The sequence below is a fragment of the Lentzea chajnantorensis genome, from assembly GCF_054300775.1.
Genome location: NZ_JBSDZT010000002.1, coordinates 960,999 through 979,383 on the forward strand (window position 1 = coordinate 960,999; position 18,385 = coordinate 979,383).

An 18,385-nucleotide genomic window follows, 5' to 3' on the forward strand; every position below is an offset into this window, starting at 1 on the left:
GATCGGAGTAAGACGGGGTGGGTGATTTCCCGACGCAGACTTCTGTCCTTGGCAGGCGCGACGGCGCTGCTCACCGCGTGCGGTTCCAACACCGGCAGGGGCGGCAGCGGCCAGGCCCTCAAGCAGTGGTACCACGCCTACGGCGAGCCGGGTGTGCAGCAGGCGGTGGAGCGGTACGCCCAGTCGTACGGGAAGGTCCCCGTCGACGTGCAGTGGAACCCCGGCGACTACGACTCCAAGCTCGCGACGAGCCTGCTGTCCGACGGCGGACCGGACGTCTTCGAGTCCACCCCGCAGATCAGCTCGGTGCGGGCGGGTCAGCTCGTGCCGCTCGACGACGTGCTCGGTGCCGCCAGGGACGACTTCACCGCCTCGATCCTCGCCGGGCACACGGTCGACGGGAAGCTCTACGGCATCCCGCAGGCCGTCGACATGCAGATGTTGTTCTACCGCAAGAGCATGCTCAGTGCGGCCGGGGTGCAGCCACCGTCCACTGTGGATGAGCTGGTCGCCGCGGTCCGCACGCTCACGACCGGCGGGGTGAAGGGGCTCTTCGCCGGCAACGACGGCGGCGGTGCGGTGCTGGGCGGGCCCGCGCTGTGGTCGGTGGGCCTCGACTACGTGCGCGACCACCAGGTCGGGTTCGACGACCCGCTGGCGGCGCAGGCGATCGGCAAGCTGCGCGAGCTCTACACCAGCGGCGGTCTGCTGCTGGGCGCGGTGAAGGACTGGGCGGAGCCGGACGCGTTCACGCAGGGGCTGGTCGCCATGCAGTGGACCGGACTGTGGGCGGTGCCCGCCGTGCAGAAGGCGCTGGGCGACGACTTCGGCGTGCTGCCGTTCCCGAAGCTCACCGGCGGCGGGAAGCCGAGCGTGCCGGTCGGGGCGTTCGGCGCGATGGTCAACGCCAAGTCGAAGCGGGTCGACGAGGCCAAGGAGTTCGTGCGCTGGCTGTGGGTCGAGCGGACCGACTACCAGGAGGACTTCAACCTGAGCTACGGCTTCCACGTCCCGCCGCGCGACAGCATCGCGGCGAAGGCATCGAAGCTGTCGGCCGGACCGGCCGCCGACGCGGTGAAGTTCGTGCGGGACAACGCGAAGGCGTCCAACCCGCCGGACTGGACCTCGACGATGCGGACGGCGTTCAACGACGCGGTGTCGCGGGTCGTGCGGGACGGCGCACCGGCCGACGCGGAGCTGCGGGCCGCTGCCGCGAAGGCGCGGGACGAGCTGAAGCGCCTCTACGGATGAGGCACGGCAGGGCGTTCTGGCTGTTCGTCGGCCCGTTCGCCGCCGGACTGCTCGTGTTCGTGTACGTGCCGATCGGCTGGAGCGTGCTGCTGTCGTTCTTCGAGGCGCGCAACACGGTGACGCCGACGGAGTTCGTGGGGCTGCGCAACTACGCCGACATGCTGACCGACCAGCCGTTCCTGGCGAGCCTCGGGACGTTCAGCGTGTTCGCGGCGTTCATCGTGCCGTTGACGTTCGTGCTGGCGCTGGCGCTCGCGTTGCTGGTCAACCAGATCAGCTTCATGAAGGCGTTCTTCCGGTCGGTGTTCTTCCTGCCGACGGCGTGCTCGTACGTCGTGGCGTCGCTGGTGTGGAAGCTGTCGATCTTCAACGGGGTGCGGTTCGGGCTGGCGAACACGGTGCTGGGCTGGTTCGGCGCGGAACCCGTGGCGTGGACGGTGTCGACGTCACCGCCCTGGTACTGGCTGGTGCTGGTGACGCTGCGGCTGTGGTTGCAGCTCGGGTTCTACATGATCCTGTTCATCGCCGGCCTGCAACGGATTCCGCAGCACCTCTACGAGGCGGCGTGGATCGACGGGGCGTCGCGCGGCTGGCAGTCGTTGCGGTACGTCACGATGCCGCAGCTGCGCACGACGTCGGTGGCGGTGCTGCTGTTGCTGCTCGTCGCGGCCTACCAGGCGTTCGACGAGTTCTACAACGTGCTGGGCACCGACCGCGGCTACCCGCCGTTCGCACGGCCACCGTTGATCTACCTCTACTACACGGCGCTGGGCAGCGGTGGCCAGGACTTCGGGCACGGCAGCGCGGGCGCGGTCATCCTGACGTTGCTGATCGCGGGAGTCACGTTGGTGCAGGGGCGGGTGTTCACGCGATGAGGGTGCTCCGGTACCTCGCGCTGTCGGTGGCGGCGGTGCTGTTCCTGGTCCCGTTCTACCTGGTGCTGCGCAACGGGTTGGCCACCGAGTCCGAGCTGACCGCGCCGACGTGGACGTTCTGGCCGGAGCGGGTCCGCTGGGAGAACTTCGGCGAGCTCTTCGCGAACCCGGCGGTGCCGCTGCTGCGCAGCATGGTGAACTCGCTGGTGGTGGCGGTGCTGCAGACCGCGGGGCAGCTGCTGCTGTGCGGGCTCGCGGGCTACGGGCTGGCGCGCATCCCGTACCGCTACTCGAACGTCGTGCTGGTGCTGGTGGTCGCGACGCTGATGATCCCGGCGGCGGTGACGTTCGTGCCGACGTTCGTGGTGGTGTCGACCCTGGGCTGGGTGTCCGACCTGCGCGGGCTGGTGATCCCGGGCCTGTTCAGCGGGTTCACCACGTTCCTGTTCCGGCAGTACTTCCTCAACTTCCCGCGCGAGGTCGAGGAGGCGGCGCGGATCGACGGGCTCGGGCACTGGGGCACGTACTGGCGGGTGGTCGTGCCGAACTCCAAGGGGTTCTTCGCGGCGCTGGGCGTGATCGCGTTCGTGACGAGCTGGAACCAGTTCCTGTGGCCGCTGGTGATCGCGCAGGACCAGGACTCGTGGACGGTGCAGGTGGCGCTGTCGACGTTCCTGACCGCGCAGTCGATCGACGTCGTGCAGCTGTTCCTCGCCGCGGCCGTGTCCATCACCCCGCTGGTGGTCGTGTTCGTGGCGCTGCAACGGTTCCTGGTGCGCGGGGTCACCGAGACCGGTGTGAAGGGCTGAGAACGGCGACGGGCCCCGCTGCACACCAGCGGGGCCCGTCACCGTTCAGCTGATCAGTTCTCGAAGACCTTGCGCCACGACTCGACGGAGGTCAGCTCCGGCAGCGCGTCGCGGTACATCTTCTGCATCCGCGGCCATTCCGCGGACAGCCGGCGGTAGTTGGCGACCGCGCGCTTCATCAGTGCGCGGAACTCCTTCGGGTCGCGCTTGCGGAACGCGACACCGCTGCCGTCCGGGTGCGAGACCGTCGCGCTGTCCAGGTTGCCCAGCAGGTACCAGCGCGCGTTCGCCGACGGCACGTTGACCTGCGGGCGGGCCGTGGTCGACGGCTGCGGGCTGCGCAGGTTGTGCAGCACGGCCTTGCCGGCCTCGCGGGCCATGACGACCTTGTTCGAGGGCCTGCTGAGCATCTGCTCGGTGCGGACCATGTCGAAGGTCGGCGGCGGGAACTCGCGGGCCGACGGCAGGGTCTGCGCGTCCTGGAAGTTCTTGCGCAGCTCGCGGATCTCCGGCAGGGCCGTGCGCAGCGACTCGAACAGCTTCGACGGGCCCGCGAGGAAGTCCTCCAGCGCCTTCTGCTGGATCGCGACGGTCGAGTACTCCATCGACAGCAGGTGCACCAGCGACTGCTTCAGACCCTGCTTGAGCAGCGTCTTGCGCACGTCGTACGGGCTGTGCAGCGCGGCCAGGACGAGCCGGTTGCGGGTGTGGAAGTACGCCTGCCAGTCGGTGGCGTCGTTCTTGTCCGTCCACGGCATGTGCCACACGGCCGAGCCGGGCAGCGACACCGTCGGGTAGCCGCGGTCGAGCGCGCGCAGCGAGTACTCCGCGTCGTCCCACTTGATGAACAGCGGCAGCGGGTAGCCGGTGCGCTGCACGACCTCACGCGGGAACAGGCACATCCACCAGCCGTTGTAGGTCGAGTCGATGCGGGTGTGCATCTCCGCGGTCTCCCGCAGCGAGGACGCGCCGAAGTCGTGGTCGGTGAGCGCGCCGGGGGCGGCCCGCCAGAAGCAGGTGCCCAGGTCGACGACCTCGCCCATGCTGTGCAGCCGGGAGCGGGCCTGCAGGTTCAGCATGTGGCTGCCGACGATGACCGGCTGGGCGGCGGCGCGCGCGAACGCGTTGGACCGCAGCAGCGCGTCCGGCTCCAGGCGGATGTCGTCGTCCATGAGCATGATCTGGTCGACGTCGGTGTGCTCGATCGCCTCGTACAGGCCGCGGGTGAAGCCGCCGGAGCCGCCGAGGTTCTCCTGCTCGATGACCTCCAGGCGGTCGCCCAGCACCGCGGCGGCCTCGGCGAAGCCCTCGGTGTCGCGGACCTTCACGGCGCCCTGGTCGGCGACGAAGACCTTCTGCACGACGTCGAGCACGGCCGGGTCCTCGCCGAGCGTGCGCAGCGCGATGACCGCGTCGACCGGGCGCATGGTCGTCATGCCGATGGCGACCTTCTGCGCGGGCAGGTCCTGCTCGGTGGTCCACGCCGCGTGGTCGATCTCCAGCGTCGAGTCGTCGGTGAAGACGTCGAACCAGATCCAGCCGCCGTCCTCGTACGGCTTCAGGTTGATCTTGAAGGTGACCTCGGTCGCGGTCTTGGGGCTGCGGACCGTGGTGCCTTCGAGGTGCACGATGTCGCCGCTGGGCTTGGAGCGGTAGACGTCGATGCGGCCGGCGCCGCGCACGGACATGCGCAGCACGACGTCGTCGATGACCGTCCAGCGCCGCCAGTAGGCAGCGGGGAACGCGTTGAAGTACGAGGCGAACGAGACCCGCGCGGACTGCGGGATGGTGACCGCCTGGCGCGAGGACACGTGGCTGTGCACGTGCTCGGGCTCGTCGAGGTACAGCGGTCGGACGTCGAGCGGGTCCTCGTCGCGCGGCAGGATCACGCGCTGGAGGACCTTCGTCGGGTCGATCGTCTTAACGGCGGCCTTGGCCTTGGCCTGCTCAGTCACGTGCTTCCTCCGGCGAACCGCCACGGGTGCGTCGACGGTTCGAGTCAGCTCAGTCGATGGCGACGACGGCACCTGCCACACCAGGTGAACGCGGCGTGCGTGCCGTCGGGTTGCATGGTAGGAGATGGGCACGGAAAAGCCCGCCTGAACCACAGGTTACCGCAGGTCAGGCGGGCTAATCACATCAGTCGAGTGAACCGTCGAGCGCGGCGCCCCCGCTGAGGTGCGGGGCGATCTTGTTGTCGAACACGCTCAGCGCGGAACCGATCGCCATGTGCATGTCGAGGTACTTGTACGTGCCGAGGCGGCCGCCGAAGATCACGTTCTTCTCCGCGGCTTCGGCCTTCGCGAGCTCGCGGTAGCGCTCGAGCTTCTCGCGGTCCTCGGCCGTGTTGATCGGGTAGTACGGCTCGTCGTCCTTCTCCGCCGACCGGGAGAACTCGCGGACGATGACCGTCTTGTCCGACGGGTAGGTGTCGCGCTCGGGGTGGAAGTGCCGGAACTCGTGGATGCGGGTGTACGGGACGTCCGCGTCGTTGTAGTTCATGACCGGCGTGCCCTGGAAGTCGCCGATCGGCAGGACTTCCTGCTCGAAGTCGAGCGTCCGCCAGCCCAGCCAGCCCTCGGAGTAGTCGAAGTACCGGTCCAGCGGGCCGGTGTAGACGATCGGCGTGCCCGCGGGGATCTCGTCGCGCACGTCGAAGAAGTCCGTCGACAGCTTCACGTCGATGTTCGGGTGGTCCGCCATCTTCTCGAGCCACGCGGTGTAGCCGTCGACCGGCAGGCCCTCGTAGGTGTCGTTGAAGTAGCGGTTGTCGAAGGTGTAGCGCACCGGCAGGCGGGTGATGACCGCCGCGGGCAGCTCCTTCGGGTCGGTCTGCCACTGCTTCTGCGTGTAGGCCTTGATGAACGCCTCGTAGAGGGGGCGGCCGATCAGCGAGATCGCCTTCTCCTCGAGGTTCTTCGCGTCCTTGGTGTCGATCTCCGCGGACTGCTCGGCGATGTAGGCCTTCGCGTCCTCCGGCGACATGTACCGGCCGACGAACTGCGAGAGCAGGCCCAGGCCCATCGGGAACTGGTACGCCTGACCGTTGTGCATCGCGAACACGCGGTGCTGGTAGCCGGTGAACTCGGTGAACTGGTTCACGTACTCCCACACGCGCTTGTTGGACGTGTGGAACAGGTGCGCGCCGTAGCGGTGCACCTCGATCCCTGTCTCGGGCTCCGCCTCGGAGTAGGCGTTACCACCGATGTGGTCACGACGATCGAGCACCAGGACCCGCTTGTTCAGCTGGGACGCGGTGCGCTCGGCGACCGTGAGACCGAAGAACCCGGAACCGACGACAATCAGGTCATAACCTGCGAAGCTCACCCACAAGAGGGTAGCCGTGACGGCGGCCACCGCTGCCGACGCCCCCTCAGCGCCGCCTTCCGCTCAGGCGTGCGCGGGCACTGTCTAAGGTGGCCGGGTGCTGTCCTCGGTACGTCCCAAGCTGCTCAGCCCTCCTGTCCTGATGGCGGCCGGGCTCGGCGTCTTCGGCCTGGCCGGGTACCTGTTCGTCACGCTGACCAGCCGCACGCTCGTCACGAGCGAGGCGCTGCGCGCGACGAACTTCTACTTCGTGGTCAACGTGGTCGGTCCCGGCATCTTCTTCGCGCTGGAACAGGTCACCAGCCGGTCGGTGAGCGCGGCCGTCGCCTCCGGGCACGCGCTGCGCCCGGTCGTGCGCAAGACGTGCATCGGCGGCGCGGCGCTCGTGGGCGTCGTGATGGCGGGCCTGCTGCTGATGTCGCCGTACCTGCTGCCCAACACCCTGTACGGCGACTGGGGCCTGTTCCTGGGGGTCCTGGCCACCCCGGCGATCCTCGCGGCGCTGAGCATCGTCCGCGGCGCGCTCGGCGGCCTGCAGCGGTTCACCGGCTACGCCGTGTCGCTGATGGTCGAGGGCGGCGCGCGGATCGTGGTCGTGTCGCTGCTGGTGTTCGGGCACGTGTCGTCGGCGTGGGTCTTCGGCATCGGCTACCTCGCGAGCTCGCTGGTCGCCGTGGGTGCCGGCCTGCTGTGGCTGCGCGCCGCCCCGAGCGGGGGCGAAGACCGCGTCCCCGGCGAGGTGCCGCTGCTGACCAAGGCGCTCGCCGCGCTCGCGACGGCCAGCCTGCTGGCCCAGCTGCTGCCGAACCTCGCGCCGCTGATGGTGTCCTCCCGCCTCGGCGAGGGCAGCGTGGTGGCGCTGGCGTTCGCCCAGGCCGTGGTGGTCGCCCGCATCCCGCAGCTCGCGTTCTTCCCGGTGCAGACGATGTTGCTGCCCGCCCTCACGGCCGCCGTGACCAGGGGCGACTTCGCCTTCGTCAAGCGCCGCATCATGCTGACGCTCGGCGCGGTCACGGCGGTGGGCCTCGTCTACTCCGTGCTGTTCGTGCTGGTCGGCTCGTGGGTGCTGCGGGTGTTCATGGCCACCGACACCTCGACGCTGACCGCCCTGGTCATGGGCCTGCTGGCGTTCGGCACGGTGGTGCTCATCGGCGTGTTCGCCGTGCAACCGGCGCTCGTCGCGATGGGCCACGACCGCACCATCACGATCGCGTGGGCCATCGGCACCGCGTCGACGTTCGGCTTCGCGCTGCTGCCGGGGGACGTGCCCACGATGGCGGCCGCCGCGCAGGTCGTGGGGCCGGCGCTGACGCTGCTCGTGATCTTGGTCAGCTTCTTCCGGTTGTCCGCCGCGGCGCAGCAGCGCAGCGACGCGGTCGCCGCCGCCGAACGCTGAAAACGGCCCGAACGCGAAGCGGCCCCCGTCGGTGACGGGGGCCGCTTCGGCGTTCAGCGTGTGGAGCGGGTCAGCTCAGGCCGCGCTTGGCCAGCGCCATCGTCCGCTTCACGTCGCCGCCCTTGAGTGCGTCCAGAGCGGACTGCATCGCGTGCAGGCGGCTGAAGACGTGCAGGCGGGCCGCGCGGGCCGCCTTCGTCCAGCCCTTCGCCTCCAGGCGCTTCGCGGCGTCGAGGTAGAAGTGCTTCTCCTCGTCGAACCGGATGACGTCCTTGGCGTGGTTGGACGAGTGGCTCGCCATGTGGCGGCGGTAGCGGAACACCGGCGTCGGGTCGAGCGCCAGGGTGCCGCCCTCCAGCAGCAGGTCCGTGACCCAGCCGAGGTCGCCGATCGAGCCGAAGTCGTGGCGGATGGTGGTGCCCGCGACGACGTCCTGGCGGAAGGCCATGGCCGGCACGTACAGCCAGTTGCCGTTCATCAGGCTGGCCAGCGCCTCGGGGCCGTCCAGCTCGCGCTGCTTCCACGCGTTGCGGCCCGCGAAGACCTTCACGCGGTCGGCCAGCGGCAGCGGGTCGTGCGGCTTGCTGTTGTCGTCGACCACGATCACGCCGGGGTGGGCCATGATTGCGTTCGGGTGCCGCTCGAACATGCCGAGCACGACCTCGACGTAGTTCGGCTCCAGCGCGTCGTCCGCGCCCAGCACGACCAGGTACGTGCCCCGGCCCATGGACATGGACCTGGTGACGTTCTCCGTCGCGCCCAGGTTGACCTCGTTGCGCACGTACTCGATGCGCGGGTCGCCGATCTCCCTGATGTAGTCCTCGGCCGCGGTGCCGGGGTACTGGTCGTCGACGACCGTGAGCAGCCACTCGTCACGGGTCTGCGCGCACACGCTGTCGATCATCTCGAAGAGGATCTTCGGCTCGAGGTAGTACGGCGCCACGAAGTGGACGGTCATGACTTACTTCCCAGCTTCCTCGGTCGGCGGCTCGGCCTGGCGGATCGCGATCGCCCTCGCCAGCCGCGCGTAGCGCAGCTCGAGCTCCTTGAACCGCAGGTAGGTGTTCAGGGTCGCGGCGGTGAACACGATGACCACGCCGTACAGCAGCAGGTCGGTGCCGCGGCCGACGCCGAGCCAGCCGGCGATGACCGTGAGGTCGCTCGGCCGGAGCACCGAGTAGACGCCGAAGACCACGAACAGGATGAACGCCAGCTTGACGCTCGCTGCCGACTTCGCGTTGCCCCGCTTGCGCACGAAGAGGATCAGCAGGCCCGCGACGAGGAGGACGAGGATGTACTGAATAGGCATGTCAGTGCGCCCGGCCCTTCAGCATCGTGTCGAAGAGGATGTTGACGCCGTTGATCAGCGACTGGCCCTTGGACATCGAGTACTCGGTGTAGAGGATCGTCACCGGCTCCTCGGTCACCCGCCAGTTCCGCACGGCGATGAGCTCGACGATCTCCGACGCGTGTCCCATGCCGTTGAGGGTGATGTTCATCTCGTCGGCGACCTTCTTGTTGAAGACGCGCAGCCCGTTGTGGGCGTCGGTCAGGCCGAGCTTGCGCGTGCGCGGGCTCAGCAGCACGACCGTCTTCAGCACGATCCGCTTGATCAGCGGGACGCTCTCCTGCACGTCGCCGCGGAAGCGCGTGCCGACGACGATGTCGACGTCCTCGGACCGCAGCCGCTCCAGCATCGTGAGGACGTCCTCGACGCGGTGCTGGCCGTCGGCGTCGAAGGTCACGAAGTACTTGGCGCCCGGCTGCTTGCGGGCGTACTCGATGCCGGTCTGGATGGCGGCGCCCTGACCGAGGTTGACCGGGTGCTGCACGAGGTGGGCACCGCCGGCGCGGATGCCCTGCGCGGAGTCGTCCTTGCTGCCGTCGTCGACGCACACGATGTTCGGGAACGTCTGGCGCGCGTGGCGGACGACCTCTTCGATGACCTGCCCCTCGTTGTAGCAAGGGACGATGAGCCACACGTCTGGCCAATCGGTCACAACGGAACTCCAAAGAAGCCGCTACATGGGGGACGGGGTCGTCACACGTCGCACGCACGACCCGGCCGGAGCGTACTGCAACGGCACCCCTCTACACTGCCTCGGGTACTGCCCCGGCCACCACCGCGGTACCCGCGCGACCCGATCGGTCTGCGCCTTGGTCAGGGGTTTTCCGATCTTGGAGAGGACTTCTCGATGGTTGGTGTGGCCGTCGTCGGCGCCGGTTACTGGGGCCCGAACCTGGTGCGGAACATCCAGGCGACCCCGGACTTCCGGTTGACCACCCTGTGCGACCTGAACGTGGAGCGCGCCCAGCAGGTGCTGGGCAAGTACAGCACGGTGAAGGTCAGCGGGTCCCTGGACGAGGTGCTGGCCGACCCCGAGGTCGAGGCCGTGGCCGTGGCCACCCCCGCCGCCACCCACCTCCCCGTCGCGCTCGCCGCGATCGAGGCGGGCAAGCACGTGCTCGTCGAGAAGCCGCTGGCGTCGTCCTACGCCGACGGCCTGAAGCTGGTCGAGGCCGCTGAGCAGCGCGGACTCACCCTCATGCTCGACCACACCTTCGTCTACACGCCGGTCGTGCAGCACCTGCGCGAGCTCGTGCGCGGCGGTGAGCTCGGCGAGCTGCAGTACGTCGACTCGGTGCGCATCAACCTGGGTCTCGTGCAGCCCGACATCGACGTGCTGTGGGACCTCGCCCCGCACGACCTGTCGATCCTCGACGCGATCCTCCCCGACGGCGTGCGCCCGGTCGCCATCGCCGCCCACGGCTCCGACCCGGCGAACCTGGGCCGCGCCTGTGTGGCGTACCTCTCGGTGCAGCTGTCCAACGGGGCGATCGCGCACGCGCACGTGAACTGGCTGTCCCCCACCAAGATCCGCACGATGATCGTGGGCGGCTCCGGCAAGACCGCCGTGTGGAACGACCTGGACCCGACGCAGCCGCTGGCCGTCTACGACCGCGGTGTCGACTGGCCGACCGACGAGGAACGCCGCATCTCCTACCGCATCGGCGACGCCGTGGCGCCCGCCCTCAAGGGTGGCGAGGCCCTGCGCGCCGTGATGGCGGAGTTCGCCGCGGCGATCACCGAGAAGCGCGCGCCGCTCACCGACGGGCGGGCGGGCCTCCGCGTGCTCGCGCAGCTCGAGGCCGCATCCCAGAGCCTTGCCCAGGGCGGCACTTTCGTGCCCGTAGTGAACGCATAACTGAGGAGCACCGAAGATGGAGTTGACCGACCGGCGGATCGTGGTCACCGGCGGTGCCGGCACGATCGGCTCACACGTGGTCGACCAGTTGCTGGACGCGGGTGCCGCGAAGGTCGTCGTCATCGACGACCTGAGCCGCGGCCGTGTGCAGAACATCGCGGAGGCGCTCGAGCGGGCGCCGGAGAAGGTCGAGCTCGTCGAGGGCGACATCCGCGACATCCCGCTGGTCAAGAAGACCGTCGCGGGCGCGGACGCCGTCTTCCACCTCGCCGCGCTGCGCATCACGCGCTGCGCCGCGGAGCCCCGCGTGGCGCTGGAGGTGCTGGTCGACGGCACGTTCAACATCATCGAGGCGGCCGTCGAGGCGAACGTCGAGAAGGTCATCGCGTCGTCCACGGCGTCGGTCTACGGCCTGGCCGAGGAGTTCCCCACCACCGAGCGCCACCACCCGTACAACAACGACACCTTCTACGGTGCTTCGAAGGCGTTCAACGAGGGCATGCTGCGCAGCTTCAAGGCGATGCACGACCTCGACTACGTGGCGCTGCGCTACTTCAACGTGTACGGCCCGCGGATGGACGCGCACGGCAAGTACACCGAGGTGCTCATCCGCTGGATGGAGCGCATCGAGGCCGGCCAGCCGCCGCTCATCCTCGGCGACGGCAAGGCCACGATGGACTTCGTGCACGTCAAGGACATCGCGCGCGCGAACATCCTGGCGGCGCAGGCGGACGTCACCGACACCGTCTACAACATCGCCTCGGCCACCGAGACCTCGCTCATCGACCTCGCGCGTGCGCTGCAGGAGGCCATGGGCGCGACCGGTGACCTGGAGTTCGGTCCGGAGCGGTCGGTCAACGCCGTGCCGCGCCGGCTCGCGGACATCTCGGCCGCCGAGCGCGAGCTGGGCTGGAAGCCCACCATCTCCATGCACGACGGTCTCGTCGAGCTGGTGCAGTGGTGGCGCAGCGTGAAGGGCGACGTCTGATGATCCCGGTTATCAAGCCCTTCCTCGGTGAGGAGGAGGCGCTCGCCGCGGCGGAGGTCGTCCGCTCCGGCTGGGTCGCCCAGGGCCCGCGGGTCGCCGAGTTCGAGAAGCAGTTCGCGCTCGCCCAGGGCGCTGGTCACGGTGTCGCGGTCTCGAACTGCACCACCGGCCTGCACCTGGCGATGCACGTGCTGGGCCTCGGCCCCGGCGACGAGGTCGTCATCCCGTCGTTCTCGTTCATCGCGACCACCAACGTCGTGCGCTACGTCGGCGCGACGCCGGTGTTCTGCGACGTCGACCCGGCCACGGGCAACGTCACCGCGGAGACGGTCGAGGCGGTCATCACGCCCCGCACGCGCGCGGTCATCGCGGTGCACCAGGGCGGCATGCCGTTCGACGTGGACGCGGTGCAGGCGGTGTGCGACAAGCACGGCGTCCAGCTGGTGCACGACTCCGCGTGCGCGGCGGGCTCCACGTACAAGGGCGGTCCGGCCAGCGCGTCGGCGAACCTCGCCGCGTGGTCGTTCCACCCGCGCAAGCTCCTCACCACCGGTGAGGGCGGCATGGTCACCACCAACGACGCCGACCTGGCCGTCCGCCTGCGCAAGCTGCGCGAGCACGGCATGAGCGTCTCCGCGGCCGACCGGCACGCCACCAGCAGCGTCAAGCTGGAGGCGTACGAGGAGCTCGCGTTCAACTACCGGATGACCGACATGCAGGCCGCCGTCGGCATCATCCAGCTGTCCAAGCTGGACGGCGTCATCGCGAAGCGCCGCGAGCTCGCCGAGCGCTACCACAAGATGCTCGCCGAGATCGACGGCCTGACCTGGGTGAGCGACCCGGAGTACGGCACGACGAACTACCAGTCGTTCTGGGTCGTGCTGCCGGACTCGGTGGAGAAGTCCGTCGTGGACGTCCTCACCGACCTGCTCGGCAAGGGCATCTCCGGCCGCCGCGGCATCATGGCCGCGCACCTCGAACCCGCCTACGCGGGTGCCGAGGAGGCCGAGCGCGCCGAGCTGCCGGTGACCGAGCACCTGACCCGGCGCTCGCTGATCCTGCCGCTGTTCCACCAGATGACCGAGTCCGAGCAGGACCAGGTCGTGTCGGCACTGGCGGAGTCGCTGAGGTGACCGCGGCTCGCCCGTTGCTGCTCGTCGGTGCGGGCGGACTGGCTCGGGAGGTGTTGGGCGCGGTCCGCGCGCTCAACACCGCCTCGCCGGCGTTCGAGGTGCTGGGCTTCCTGGACGACAACCCGGCCCGGCACGGTGAGCTTCGTCGACGGCCTGCCGGTGCTCGGTGGCGCCGACACGGTCCACGAGCACCCCGACGCGCAGGTCCTGATCTGCACGGCCAGCTCGCGCAACCAGGCGTCGCGGCGGACGATCTCCGCCCGGCTCGGCCTGCCCGACGAGCGCTACGCCACCGTCGTCCACCCCCTCGCGAGCGTCGCCCACGGCGTCGAGATCGGCCACGGGTCGGTCCTGCTCGCGTTCGTCGCCGTCACCGCTCCGCAGCGGATCGGCGCGCACGTCGTGGTGATGCCGCACGTGACCATCACGCACGACGACCAGATTTCCGACCACGTCACGTTCGCGGCCAGGGTCGCCCTGGCCGGCGGCGTGACCGTGGGTGAGGCCGCCTACCTGGGCAGCGGTGCGCTGGTCAGGGAAGGCCTGTCCGTCGGCGAGCACGCGCTGGTCGGCATGGGCGCGGTGGTGCTCGAAGACGTTCCGCCGTACGAGGTGTGGGCGGGTACCCCCGCGCGCCGCCTGCGGGTTCTCCCGCAGTCCGACGATCTCATGAGGACGAACAAGCGATGAAGATCCCTCCCGTTGACCTGAAGTTCCAGCACGCCGAGATCGCCGACGAGGTCGCCGCGGGCTGGGAGCAGGTGCTGGCCAACACCGCGTTCATCGGCGCGCCGCAGATCGCCGAGTTCGAGAAGGCGTACTCCGAGTACAGCGGTGTCGCGCACACCGTCGGCGTCGGCAACGGCACCGACGCGCTGGAGCTGGCCCTGCGCGCGGTCGGCGTCGGCCACGGTGACGAGTGCATCGTGCCCGCCAACTCCTTCATCGCGACCGCCGAGGCCGTGGCCCGCGCCGGCGCCACCCCGGTGTTCGTCGACTGCGACCCGGACACCTACCTGATCGACACCAAGGCAGCGGTCGCCGCGTTCACCGAGCGCACCAAGGCCGTCCTGCCGGTGCACCTCTACGGCCAGATGGCGCCGCTGGAGGAGCTCAAGCCGGCATGCGACGAGCAGGGCATCTTCCTGATCGAGGACGCCGCGCAGTCGCAGGGTGCCAAGCGCAACGGCGCCATCTCCGGCTCGGTCGGCCACGCCGCCGGCACCAGCTTCTACCCCGGCAAGAACCTCGGCGCGTACGGCGACGCCGGTGCGGTGACCACGCAGGACGCCGACCTCGCGCAGAAGGTGCGCCTGCTCTCGCAGCACGGTTCGCCGACCAAGTACGTGCACAGCACCCTGGGCTTCAACAGCCGCCTCGACACGCTGCAGGCCGTCGTGCTGCACGCGAAGCTCAAGCGCCTCAACGCGTGGAACGTCATGCGCCAGGAGGTGGCCGCATACTACGGCGAGCTGCTCGCGGGCGTCGAGGGCGTGCGGACGCCGGTGACGCTTGAGGGCAACGAGCACGTGTGGCACCTCTACGTCGTCCGCGTCGCCGAGCGCGACCGGGTGCTCAAGCACCTCCAGGACAACGGCGTCGGTGCGCAGATCCACTACCCGACCCCGATCCACAAGACCGAGGCGTTCGCGACCGCCGGTTCGTTCCCCAACGCCGAGCAGACCGCGGGCGAGATCCTCTCGCTGCCGATGTACCAGGGCCTGACCCGTGCGCAGCAGGAGCGCGTGGTCGAGGTCCTCGCGGAGGCGGTCAAGTGACCGGCGTCTTCGTCCACCCCAACGGTCTCTGCGAGAGCGAGACCGTCGGGGAAGGCACTCGGGTGTGGGCGTTCGCGCACGTGCTCAAGGGCGCGCGCATCGGGCGCGACTGCAACATCTGCGACGGCGCGTTCGTCGAGAACGAGGCCGTGCTGGGCAACAACGTCACGGTGAAGAACAACGTGCTCGTGTTCAACCTCGTGACGTGCGAGGACGACGTGTTCCTCGGGCCGAACGCGGTGTTCACCAACGACATGCGCCCGCGCGCGCACCAGAAGCTGGGTTCGGACGCGCTGCTGCCGACCCTGGTGAGGTCGGGCGCGACGATCGGCGCGAACGCGGTCGTGGTGTGCGGCACGGTGATCGGCGAGAACGCCTTCGTCGGTGCCGGTGCCGTGGTCGCCCGCGACGTGCCCGCGCACGCGTTCGTCGTCGGCAACCCGGCCGTGCAGAAGGGCTGGGTGTGCCGGTGCGCCACCCGCCTGGACGAGGACCTGACCTGTCCGCAGGACGGCACCCGGCACCGGTTGATCTCCGAGACCGAGGGCCTGGCAGCCGTTGCCGTGACTGAGAGCGCACCGTGACCGTGTCCCGGTCGTCCGCCCGGCTCTGGCTGTTCGCGTTCCTCGGGTTCTTCCTGCTGAGCGCGTCGTGGGCGATCGCGGCACCCTACGAGGGGCCGGCGGACGAGTCGCGGCACACCGTGCGTGCCGCGGGCATCTTCGAGGGCCAGGTCATCGCCGAGCAGGACGCGGCCGGTGCGGTCCAGGACGTCCCGGCGAGCCTGCTGGTCAACTGGTGCTTCCAGCAGCAGGTCACCGTGCCGGCGGACTGCCTGCACGCGCGCTACCCCTCCGAGGGTGAGGCGCTGCACGAGGAGTCCACGCCGGCCGGGCGCAACAACCCGGCCTACTACGTGGTCGCCGCCTGGCCGCTCGCGTTCTGGCCAAACTGGACCGGTGTCGTGCTGAGCCGGCTCGTCACCAGCGCCATCGCCTCCGCGCTGCTCGCGAGCACGGTCGTGGCGGCGGCGCGCTGGAACCGCAGCAGGGCGATGGCCGCCGGTCTGATCGTCGGGGCCACCCCGATGGTGTTCCACGTCTACGGCTCGGTGAACCCGCAGAGCCTGGAGATCCCGGCGGGCGCGGCGCTGTTCGCCTCGATGATGGCGCTGGTGCAGGCCGAGAAGGCCGGTGCGGGCGTCAACCGGGCCGCGGTCGCGCTGGCGGGCATCTCCGCCGCCGTGCTCGTGGTGCCGCGGTTCACCGGCATCATGTGGCTCGTCGGGATCATGCTCGTCGCGCTGGTGCCGTCCTCGAAGGACCGGTTGCGCGAGCTCTGGCGGTCGGCGACGGTCAAGCGCTGGTCGGTGTTCGTGGCGTTCGCGACGGCACTGGGCCTCTCCTGGACCGTGCTGGTGAAGCCGGCGGACCCGTCGGGCTACGACCACGGCTGGACGTTCGGCTACATGGCGAAGTTCGTGATCGCCGACCTGTGGCCGAACATCGCCTACCAGATGGTCGCGGTGACCGGCTGGAACGAGACGCTGATGCCGCGGCTGGTCTACGTCGCCTGGTTCATGGCGGCCGGACTGCTCGTGCTCGGCGGTCTCGTGGTCGGCAACCGCACCGACCGGTGGCGGCTGCTCTTCCTGTTCTTCGGCACGTTCGCACCGCTGCTCGTGCTGGAGCTGCTGAGCGCCAACCAGATCGGCTGGTTCAACCAGGGCCGCTACTTCCTGCCGGGAGCGATCGCGCTGCCGATGCTCGGGGCGTGGGTCATCTCCCGCAGGGCGCTGAACGACGAGCAGATGGGCCGGATCGCCCGCCTGCTCGCGGTGTTCCTGCTGCCGATCCACCTCGTGTGCCTCGCGTACACGATGACCCGCTGGCAGTCGGGCCTCGCGTCGATCAACCCGTTGCGGGGCAGCTGGTCCCCGGCGTACGGCTCGGTCCTGCCGCTCGTGCTGGCCGTGGCCGGGATCGCGATCACGCTCGTCGTCCACTGGCGGATCTCCCGGGTTCCCGCGGTGGCCGAGCCGAAGCCCGTGACCGACGAAGAACCCGTCAAGGAGCCGATCCGTGCCGCCAACAGCTGAACGTTCCGGAGTGCGGCTGTGGCTGGTGTCGTTCGTCGGCTTCGCCGCGCTGTTCGCGGGCTGGGCGTTCGCCACGCCGTACAACGGCCCGCCGGACGAGTCGCAGCACGTGCTGCGCGCGGCGGGGGTCGTGCGCGGCGAGATCATCGCCAAGCAGGACATCAACGGCGGTCTGCAGCTCGTGCCGGACAGCCTCTACCCCGGTTTCTGCTTCCCCACCAAGGCGACGGTGCCCGCCGACTGCGAGCCGGAGCCCGGTGGTGACGAGACGCTGCGGGAGCTCGACACGACCGCGGCGCGGTACAACCCGGTCTACTACGCGGTGACGGGCTGGCCGCTGCTGCCGTGGCCGAACTGGACCGGGATCATGCTCACCCGGCTGCTGACCGGTGCCGCCGTAGCTGCGCTGCTCGCCGGCACGGTGGTGGCCGCGGTGCGGTGGACGCGGCACCGGGCGCTCCTCGCCGGTGTCGTCGCGGCGACCACGCCGATGGTCGCGCACCTCGCCGGTGCGGTGAACCCGCAGGGCGTGGAGATCGCCGCCGGTGCGGCGCTGTTCGCGAGCCTGCTGGCCCTGGTGCACGAGCAGCGGGCCGGGGTGAACCGCGCGGCCGTGGCGCTGGCGGGGATCTCGGCGGCCGTGCTCGTGACGCCGAAGTTCACGGGTGCCATGTGGCTGTGCGTGATCTTCGGTGTGGTGCTGCTGCCGTCCTCGAAGGACCGGTTGCGCGAGCTGTGGCGGTCGGCGTCGGTGAAGCGCTGGTCGGTCCTCGTCGTGCTGGCGACCGTCGCGTCGCTCGCGTGGACGCTGGTCGTCAAGCCGGCCGACCCGACCGGGTGGGACCGCAAGCAGACGCTCGCGATGGTGCTGAAGCACGCGTTCGTCCACGCGTGGCCGAACAACGTCTACCAGATGATCTCCGTACCCGGCTGGGCCGAGCTGGAGATGCCCCGCCTCGTCTACATCGTGTGGATCATGGTGGTCGGGCTGCCGCTGCTGGCCGCTTTCGCGCTCGGCGACCGGGTCGAGCGGTGGCGGCTGGGAGCGCTGGCGTTCGGCGCGTTCGTGCCGTTGCTCGCGCTGGAGGTGCTGAGCGCCAACCGGATCTGGTTCTTCAACCAGGGCAGGTACTTCCTCACCGTCGCGGTGGCGTTGCCGATGCTCGCCGCGTACGTGCTGGTGCGGCACGGTTTCACCGCCCGGCACATGCGGACGATGACGCGGTTGTTCGCGGTGCTGACGCTGCCGGTCCACGTGGCGTGCCTGCTGTACGCGATGACGCGCTGGCAGTCGGGGCTGAAGTCGCTCAACCCGCTCGAGGGCGAGTGGACGCCGCCGCTGGGTTCGGTGCTGCCGATCGTGCTGGGGGTGGTGGGGGCCGGTGTGCTCTTCGCCGCCTACTGGTGGGCGTCGAGGGTTCCGGAGCGGGTGCACGTCCAGTCCGAACCGGAGCAGGTGACGACGTCCGTCTGACGCAACCGCGGGCCTGACAACGCGAAGAGGCCCTCCCGGCACAGCGCCGG

General features: G+C 69.7%; 17 protein-coding genes. 12 read left to right on the forward strand and 5 right to left on the reverse strand.

Annotated elements, in window-relative coordinates:
* Window positions 1-42 precede the first annotated feature (42 nt).
* Genes ACVDFE_RS05305 through ACVDFE_RS05315 form a run of 3 tightly spaced genes read left to right on the forward strand, consistent with a single transcriptional unit; the run spans window position 43 to window position 2,935 of the window.
* Entirely contained in the window at window positions 43-1,251 is a 1,209-nt protein-coding gene (locus ACVDFE_RS05305) for an ABC transporter substrate-binding protein (RefSeq protein ID WP_458434267.1), read from the forward strand.
* Window positions 1,248-2,126 carry a carbohydrate ABC transporter permease gene (locus tag ACVDFE_RS05310; RefSeq protein WP_360396955.1) on the forward strand — a complete coding sequence of 293 codons (879 nt, stop codon included), beginning with the start codon at window positions 1,248-1,250 and terminating at the stop codon, window positions 2,124-2,126. Before ACVDFE_RS05305 ends, ACVDFE_RS05310 begins: the two co-directional genes overlap by 4 nt.
* Window positions 2,123-2,935: a carbohydrate ABC transporter permease gene (locus tag ACVDFE_RS05315; protein WP_360396956.1), complete on the forward strand. Its 813-nt coding sequence runs from the start codon at window positions 2,123-2,125 to the stop codon at window positions 2,933-2,935. Before ACVDFE_RS05310 ends, ACVDFE_RS05315 begins: the two co-directional genes overlap by 4 nt.
* Before the next feature lie 53 nt (window positions 2,936-2,988).
* Here ACVDFE_RS05315 and ACVDFE_RS05320 read toward each other — a convergent pair whose 3' ends face one another.
* Together ACVDFE_RS05320 and glf are read right to left on the reverse strand one after the other, a co-directional pair.
* Window positions 2,989-4,890: a glycosyltransferase gene (locus ACVDFE_RS05320; RefSeq protein WP_458429752.1), complete on the reverse strand. Its 1,902-nt coding sequence runs from the start codon at window positions 4,888-4,890 to the stop codon at window positions 2,989-2,991.
* Between the two features lie 184 nt (window positions 4,891-5,074).
* Complete coding sequence (gene glf, locus ACVDFE_RS05325) at window positions 5,075-6,262, reverse strand: UDP-galactopyranose mutase (protein ID WP_360396958.1); 1,188 nt, start codon at window positions 6,260-6,262, stop codon at window positions 5,075-5,077.
* 97 nt (window positions 6,263-6,359) lie between these two features.
* Between glf and ACVDFE_RS05330 the strand changes: the two genes are divergently transcribed.
* The gene (locus ACVDFE_RS05330; protein WP_458429753.1) at window positions 6,360-7,658 is read left to right on the forward strand and encodes a hypothetical protein; all 1,299 of its coding nucleotides are present in this window, start codon (window positions 6,360-6,362) and stop codon (window positions 7,656-7,658) included.
* Window positions 7,659-7,728: 70 nt separating this feature from the next.
* Here ACVDFE_RS05330 and ACVDFE_RS05335 read toward each other — a convergent pair whose 3' ends face one another.
* Genes ACVDFE_RS05335 through ACVDFE_RS05345 form a run of 3 tightly spaced genes read right to left on the reverse strand, consistent with a single transcriptional unit; the run spans window position 7,729 to window position 9,658 of the window.
* Window positions 7,729-8,616: a glycosyltransferase family 2 protein gene (locus ACVDFE_RS05335; RefSeq protein WP_360396960.1), complete on the reverse strand. Its 888-nt coding sequence runs from the start codon at window positions 8,614-8,616 to the stop codon at window positions 7,729-7,731.
* 3 nt (window positions 8,617-8,619) lie between these two features.
* Window positions 8,620-8,967, reverse strand: coding sequence for a DUF2304 domain-containing protein (locus ACVDFE_RS05340; RefSeq protein ID WP_360396961.1), 348 nt, complete (start codon window positions 8,965-8,967; stop codon window positions 8,620-8,622).
* A 1-nt stretch (window position 8,968) separates the two neighbouring features.
* Window positions 8,969-9,658: a glycosyltransferase family 2 protein gene (locus tag ACVDFE_RS05345; RefSeq protein ID WP_360396962.1), complete on the reverse strand. Its 690-nt coding sequence runs from the start codon at window positions 9,656-9,658 to the stop codon at window positions 8,969-8,971.
* Between the two features lie 195 nt (window positions 9,659-9,853).
* On the opposite strand from ACVDFE_RS05345, the gene ACVDFE_RS05350 reads away from it, so the two are divergent.
* The 8 genes from ACVDFE_RS05350 (at window position 9,854) to ACVDFE_RS05385 (ending at window position 18,335) form a co-directional block, all read left to right on the forward strand.
* The gene (locus tag ACVDFE_RS05350) at window positions 9,854-10,864 is read left to right on the forward strand and encodes a Gfo/Idh/MocA family protein (RefSeq protein ID WP_360396963.1); all 1,011 of its coding nucleotides are present in this window, start codon (window positions 9,854-9,856) and stop codon (window positions 10,862-10,864) included.
* Window positions 10,865-10,880: 16 nt separating this feature from the next.
* The gene (locus ACVDFE_RS05355) at window positions 10,881-11,852 is read left to right on the forward strand and encodes an SDR family NAD(P)-dependent oxidoreductase (protein WP_458429755.1); all 972 of its coding nucleotides are present in this window, start codon (window positions 10,881-10,883) and stop codon (window positions 11,850-11,852) included.
* Complete coding sequence (locus ACVDFE_RS05360) at window positions 11,852-12,985, forward strand: DegT/DnrJ/EryC1/StrS family aminotransferase (RefSeq protein WP_360396965.1); 1,134 nt, start codon at window positions 11,852-11,854, stop codon at window positions 12,983-12,985. The genes ACVDFE_RS05355 and ACVDFE_RS05360 overlap by 1 nt, the downstream gene beginning before the upstream one ends.
* A 135-nt stretch (window positions 12,986-13,120) precedes the next feature.
* Window positions 13,121-13,675, forward strand: coding sequence for an acetyltransferase (locus ACVDFE_RS05365; protein WP_458429756.1), 555 nt, complete (start codon window positions 13,121-13,123; stop codon window positions 13,673-13,675).
* Window positions 13,672-14,763, forward strand: a complete 1,092-nt coding sequence (locus ACVDFE_RS05370) for a DegT/DnrJ/EryC1/StrS family aminotransferase (RefSeq protein WP_360396967.1) — start codon at window positions 13,672-13,674, stop codon at window positions 14,761-14,763. The genes ACVDFE_RS05365 and ACVDFE_RS05370 overlap by 4 nt, the downstream gene beginning before the upstream one ends.
* A complete protein-coding gene (locus ACVDFE_RS05375) occupies window positions 14,760-15,347 on the forward strand; it encodes an acyltransferase (RefSeq protein ID WP_360396968.1) in 588 nt (195 codons plus the stop codon). Before ACVDFE_RS05370 ends, ACVDFE_RS05375 begins: the two co-directional genes overlap by 4 nt.
* Window positions 15,344-16,861, forward strand: coding sequence for a DUF2142 domain-containing protein (locus ACVDFE_RS05380; RefSeq protein ID WP_458429757.1), 1,518 nt, complete (start codon window positions 15,344-15,346; stop codon window positions 16,859-16,861). Before ACVDFE_RS05375 ends, ACVDFE_RS05380 begins: the two co-directional genes overlap by 4 nt.
* A complete protein-coding gene (locus ACVDFE_RS05385; RefSeq protein WP_458429758.1) occupies window positions 16,845-18,335 on the forward strand; it encodes a DUF2142 domain-containing protein in 1,491 nt (496 codons plus the stop codon). The genes ACVDFE_RS05380 and ACVDFE_RS05385 overlap by 17 nt, the downstream gene beginning before the upstream one ends.
* The last annotated feature ends 50 nt before the right edge of the window (window positions 18,336-18,385 follow it).

Coding starts and splice junctions, on each gene's coding strand:
- ACVDFE_RS05310 (WP_360396955.1), top strand. CDS start 1,248: ATGAGGCACGGCAGGGCGTTCTGGCTGTTCGTCGGCCCGTTCGCCGCC.
- ACVDFE_RS05315 (WP_360396956.1), top strand. CDS start 2,123: ATGAGGGTGCTCCGGTACCTCGCGCTGTCGGTGGCGGCGGTGCTGTTC.
- ACVDFE_RS05335 (WP_360396960.1), bottom strand. CDS start 8,616: ATGACCGTCCACTTCGTGGCGCCGTACTACCTCGAGCCGAAGATCCTC.
- ACVDFE_RS05340 (WP_360396961.1), bottom strand. CDS start 8,967: ATGCCTATTCAGTACATCCTCGTCCTCCTCGTCGCGGGCCTGCTGATC.
- ACVDFE_RS05350 (WP_360396963.1), top strand. CDS start 9,854: ATGGTTGGTGTGGCCGTCGTCGGCGCCGGTTACTGGGGCCCGAACCTG.
- ACVDFE_RS05355 (WP_458429755.1), top strand. CDS start 10,881: ATGGAGTTGACCGACCGGCGGATCGTGGTCACCGGCGGTGCCGGCACG.
- ACVDFE_RS05360 (WP_360396965.1), top strand. CDS start 11,852: ATGATCCCGGTTATCAAGCCCTTCCTCGGTGAGGAGGAGGCGCTCGCC.
- ACVDFE_RS05370 (WP_360396967.1), top strand. CDS start 13,672: ATGAAGATCCCTCCCGTTGACCTGAAGTTCCAGCACGCCGAGATCGCC.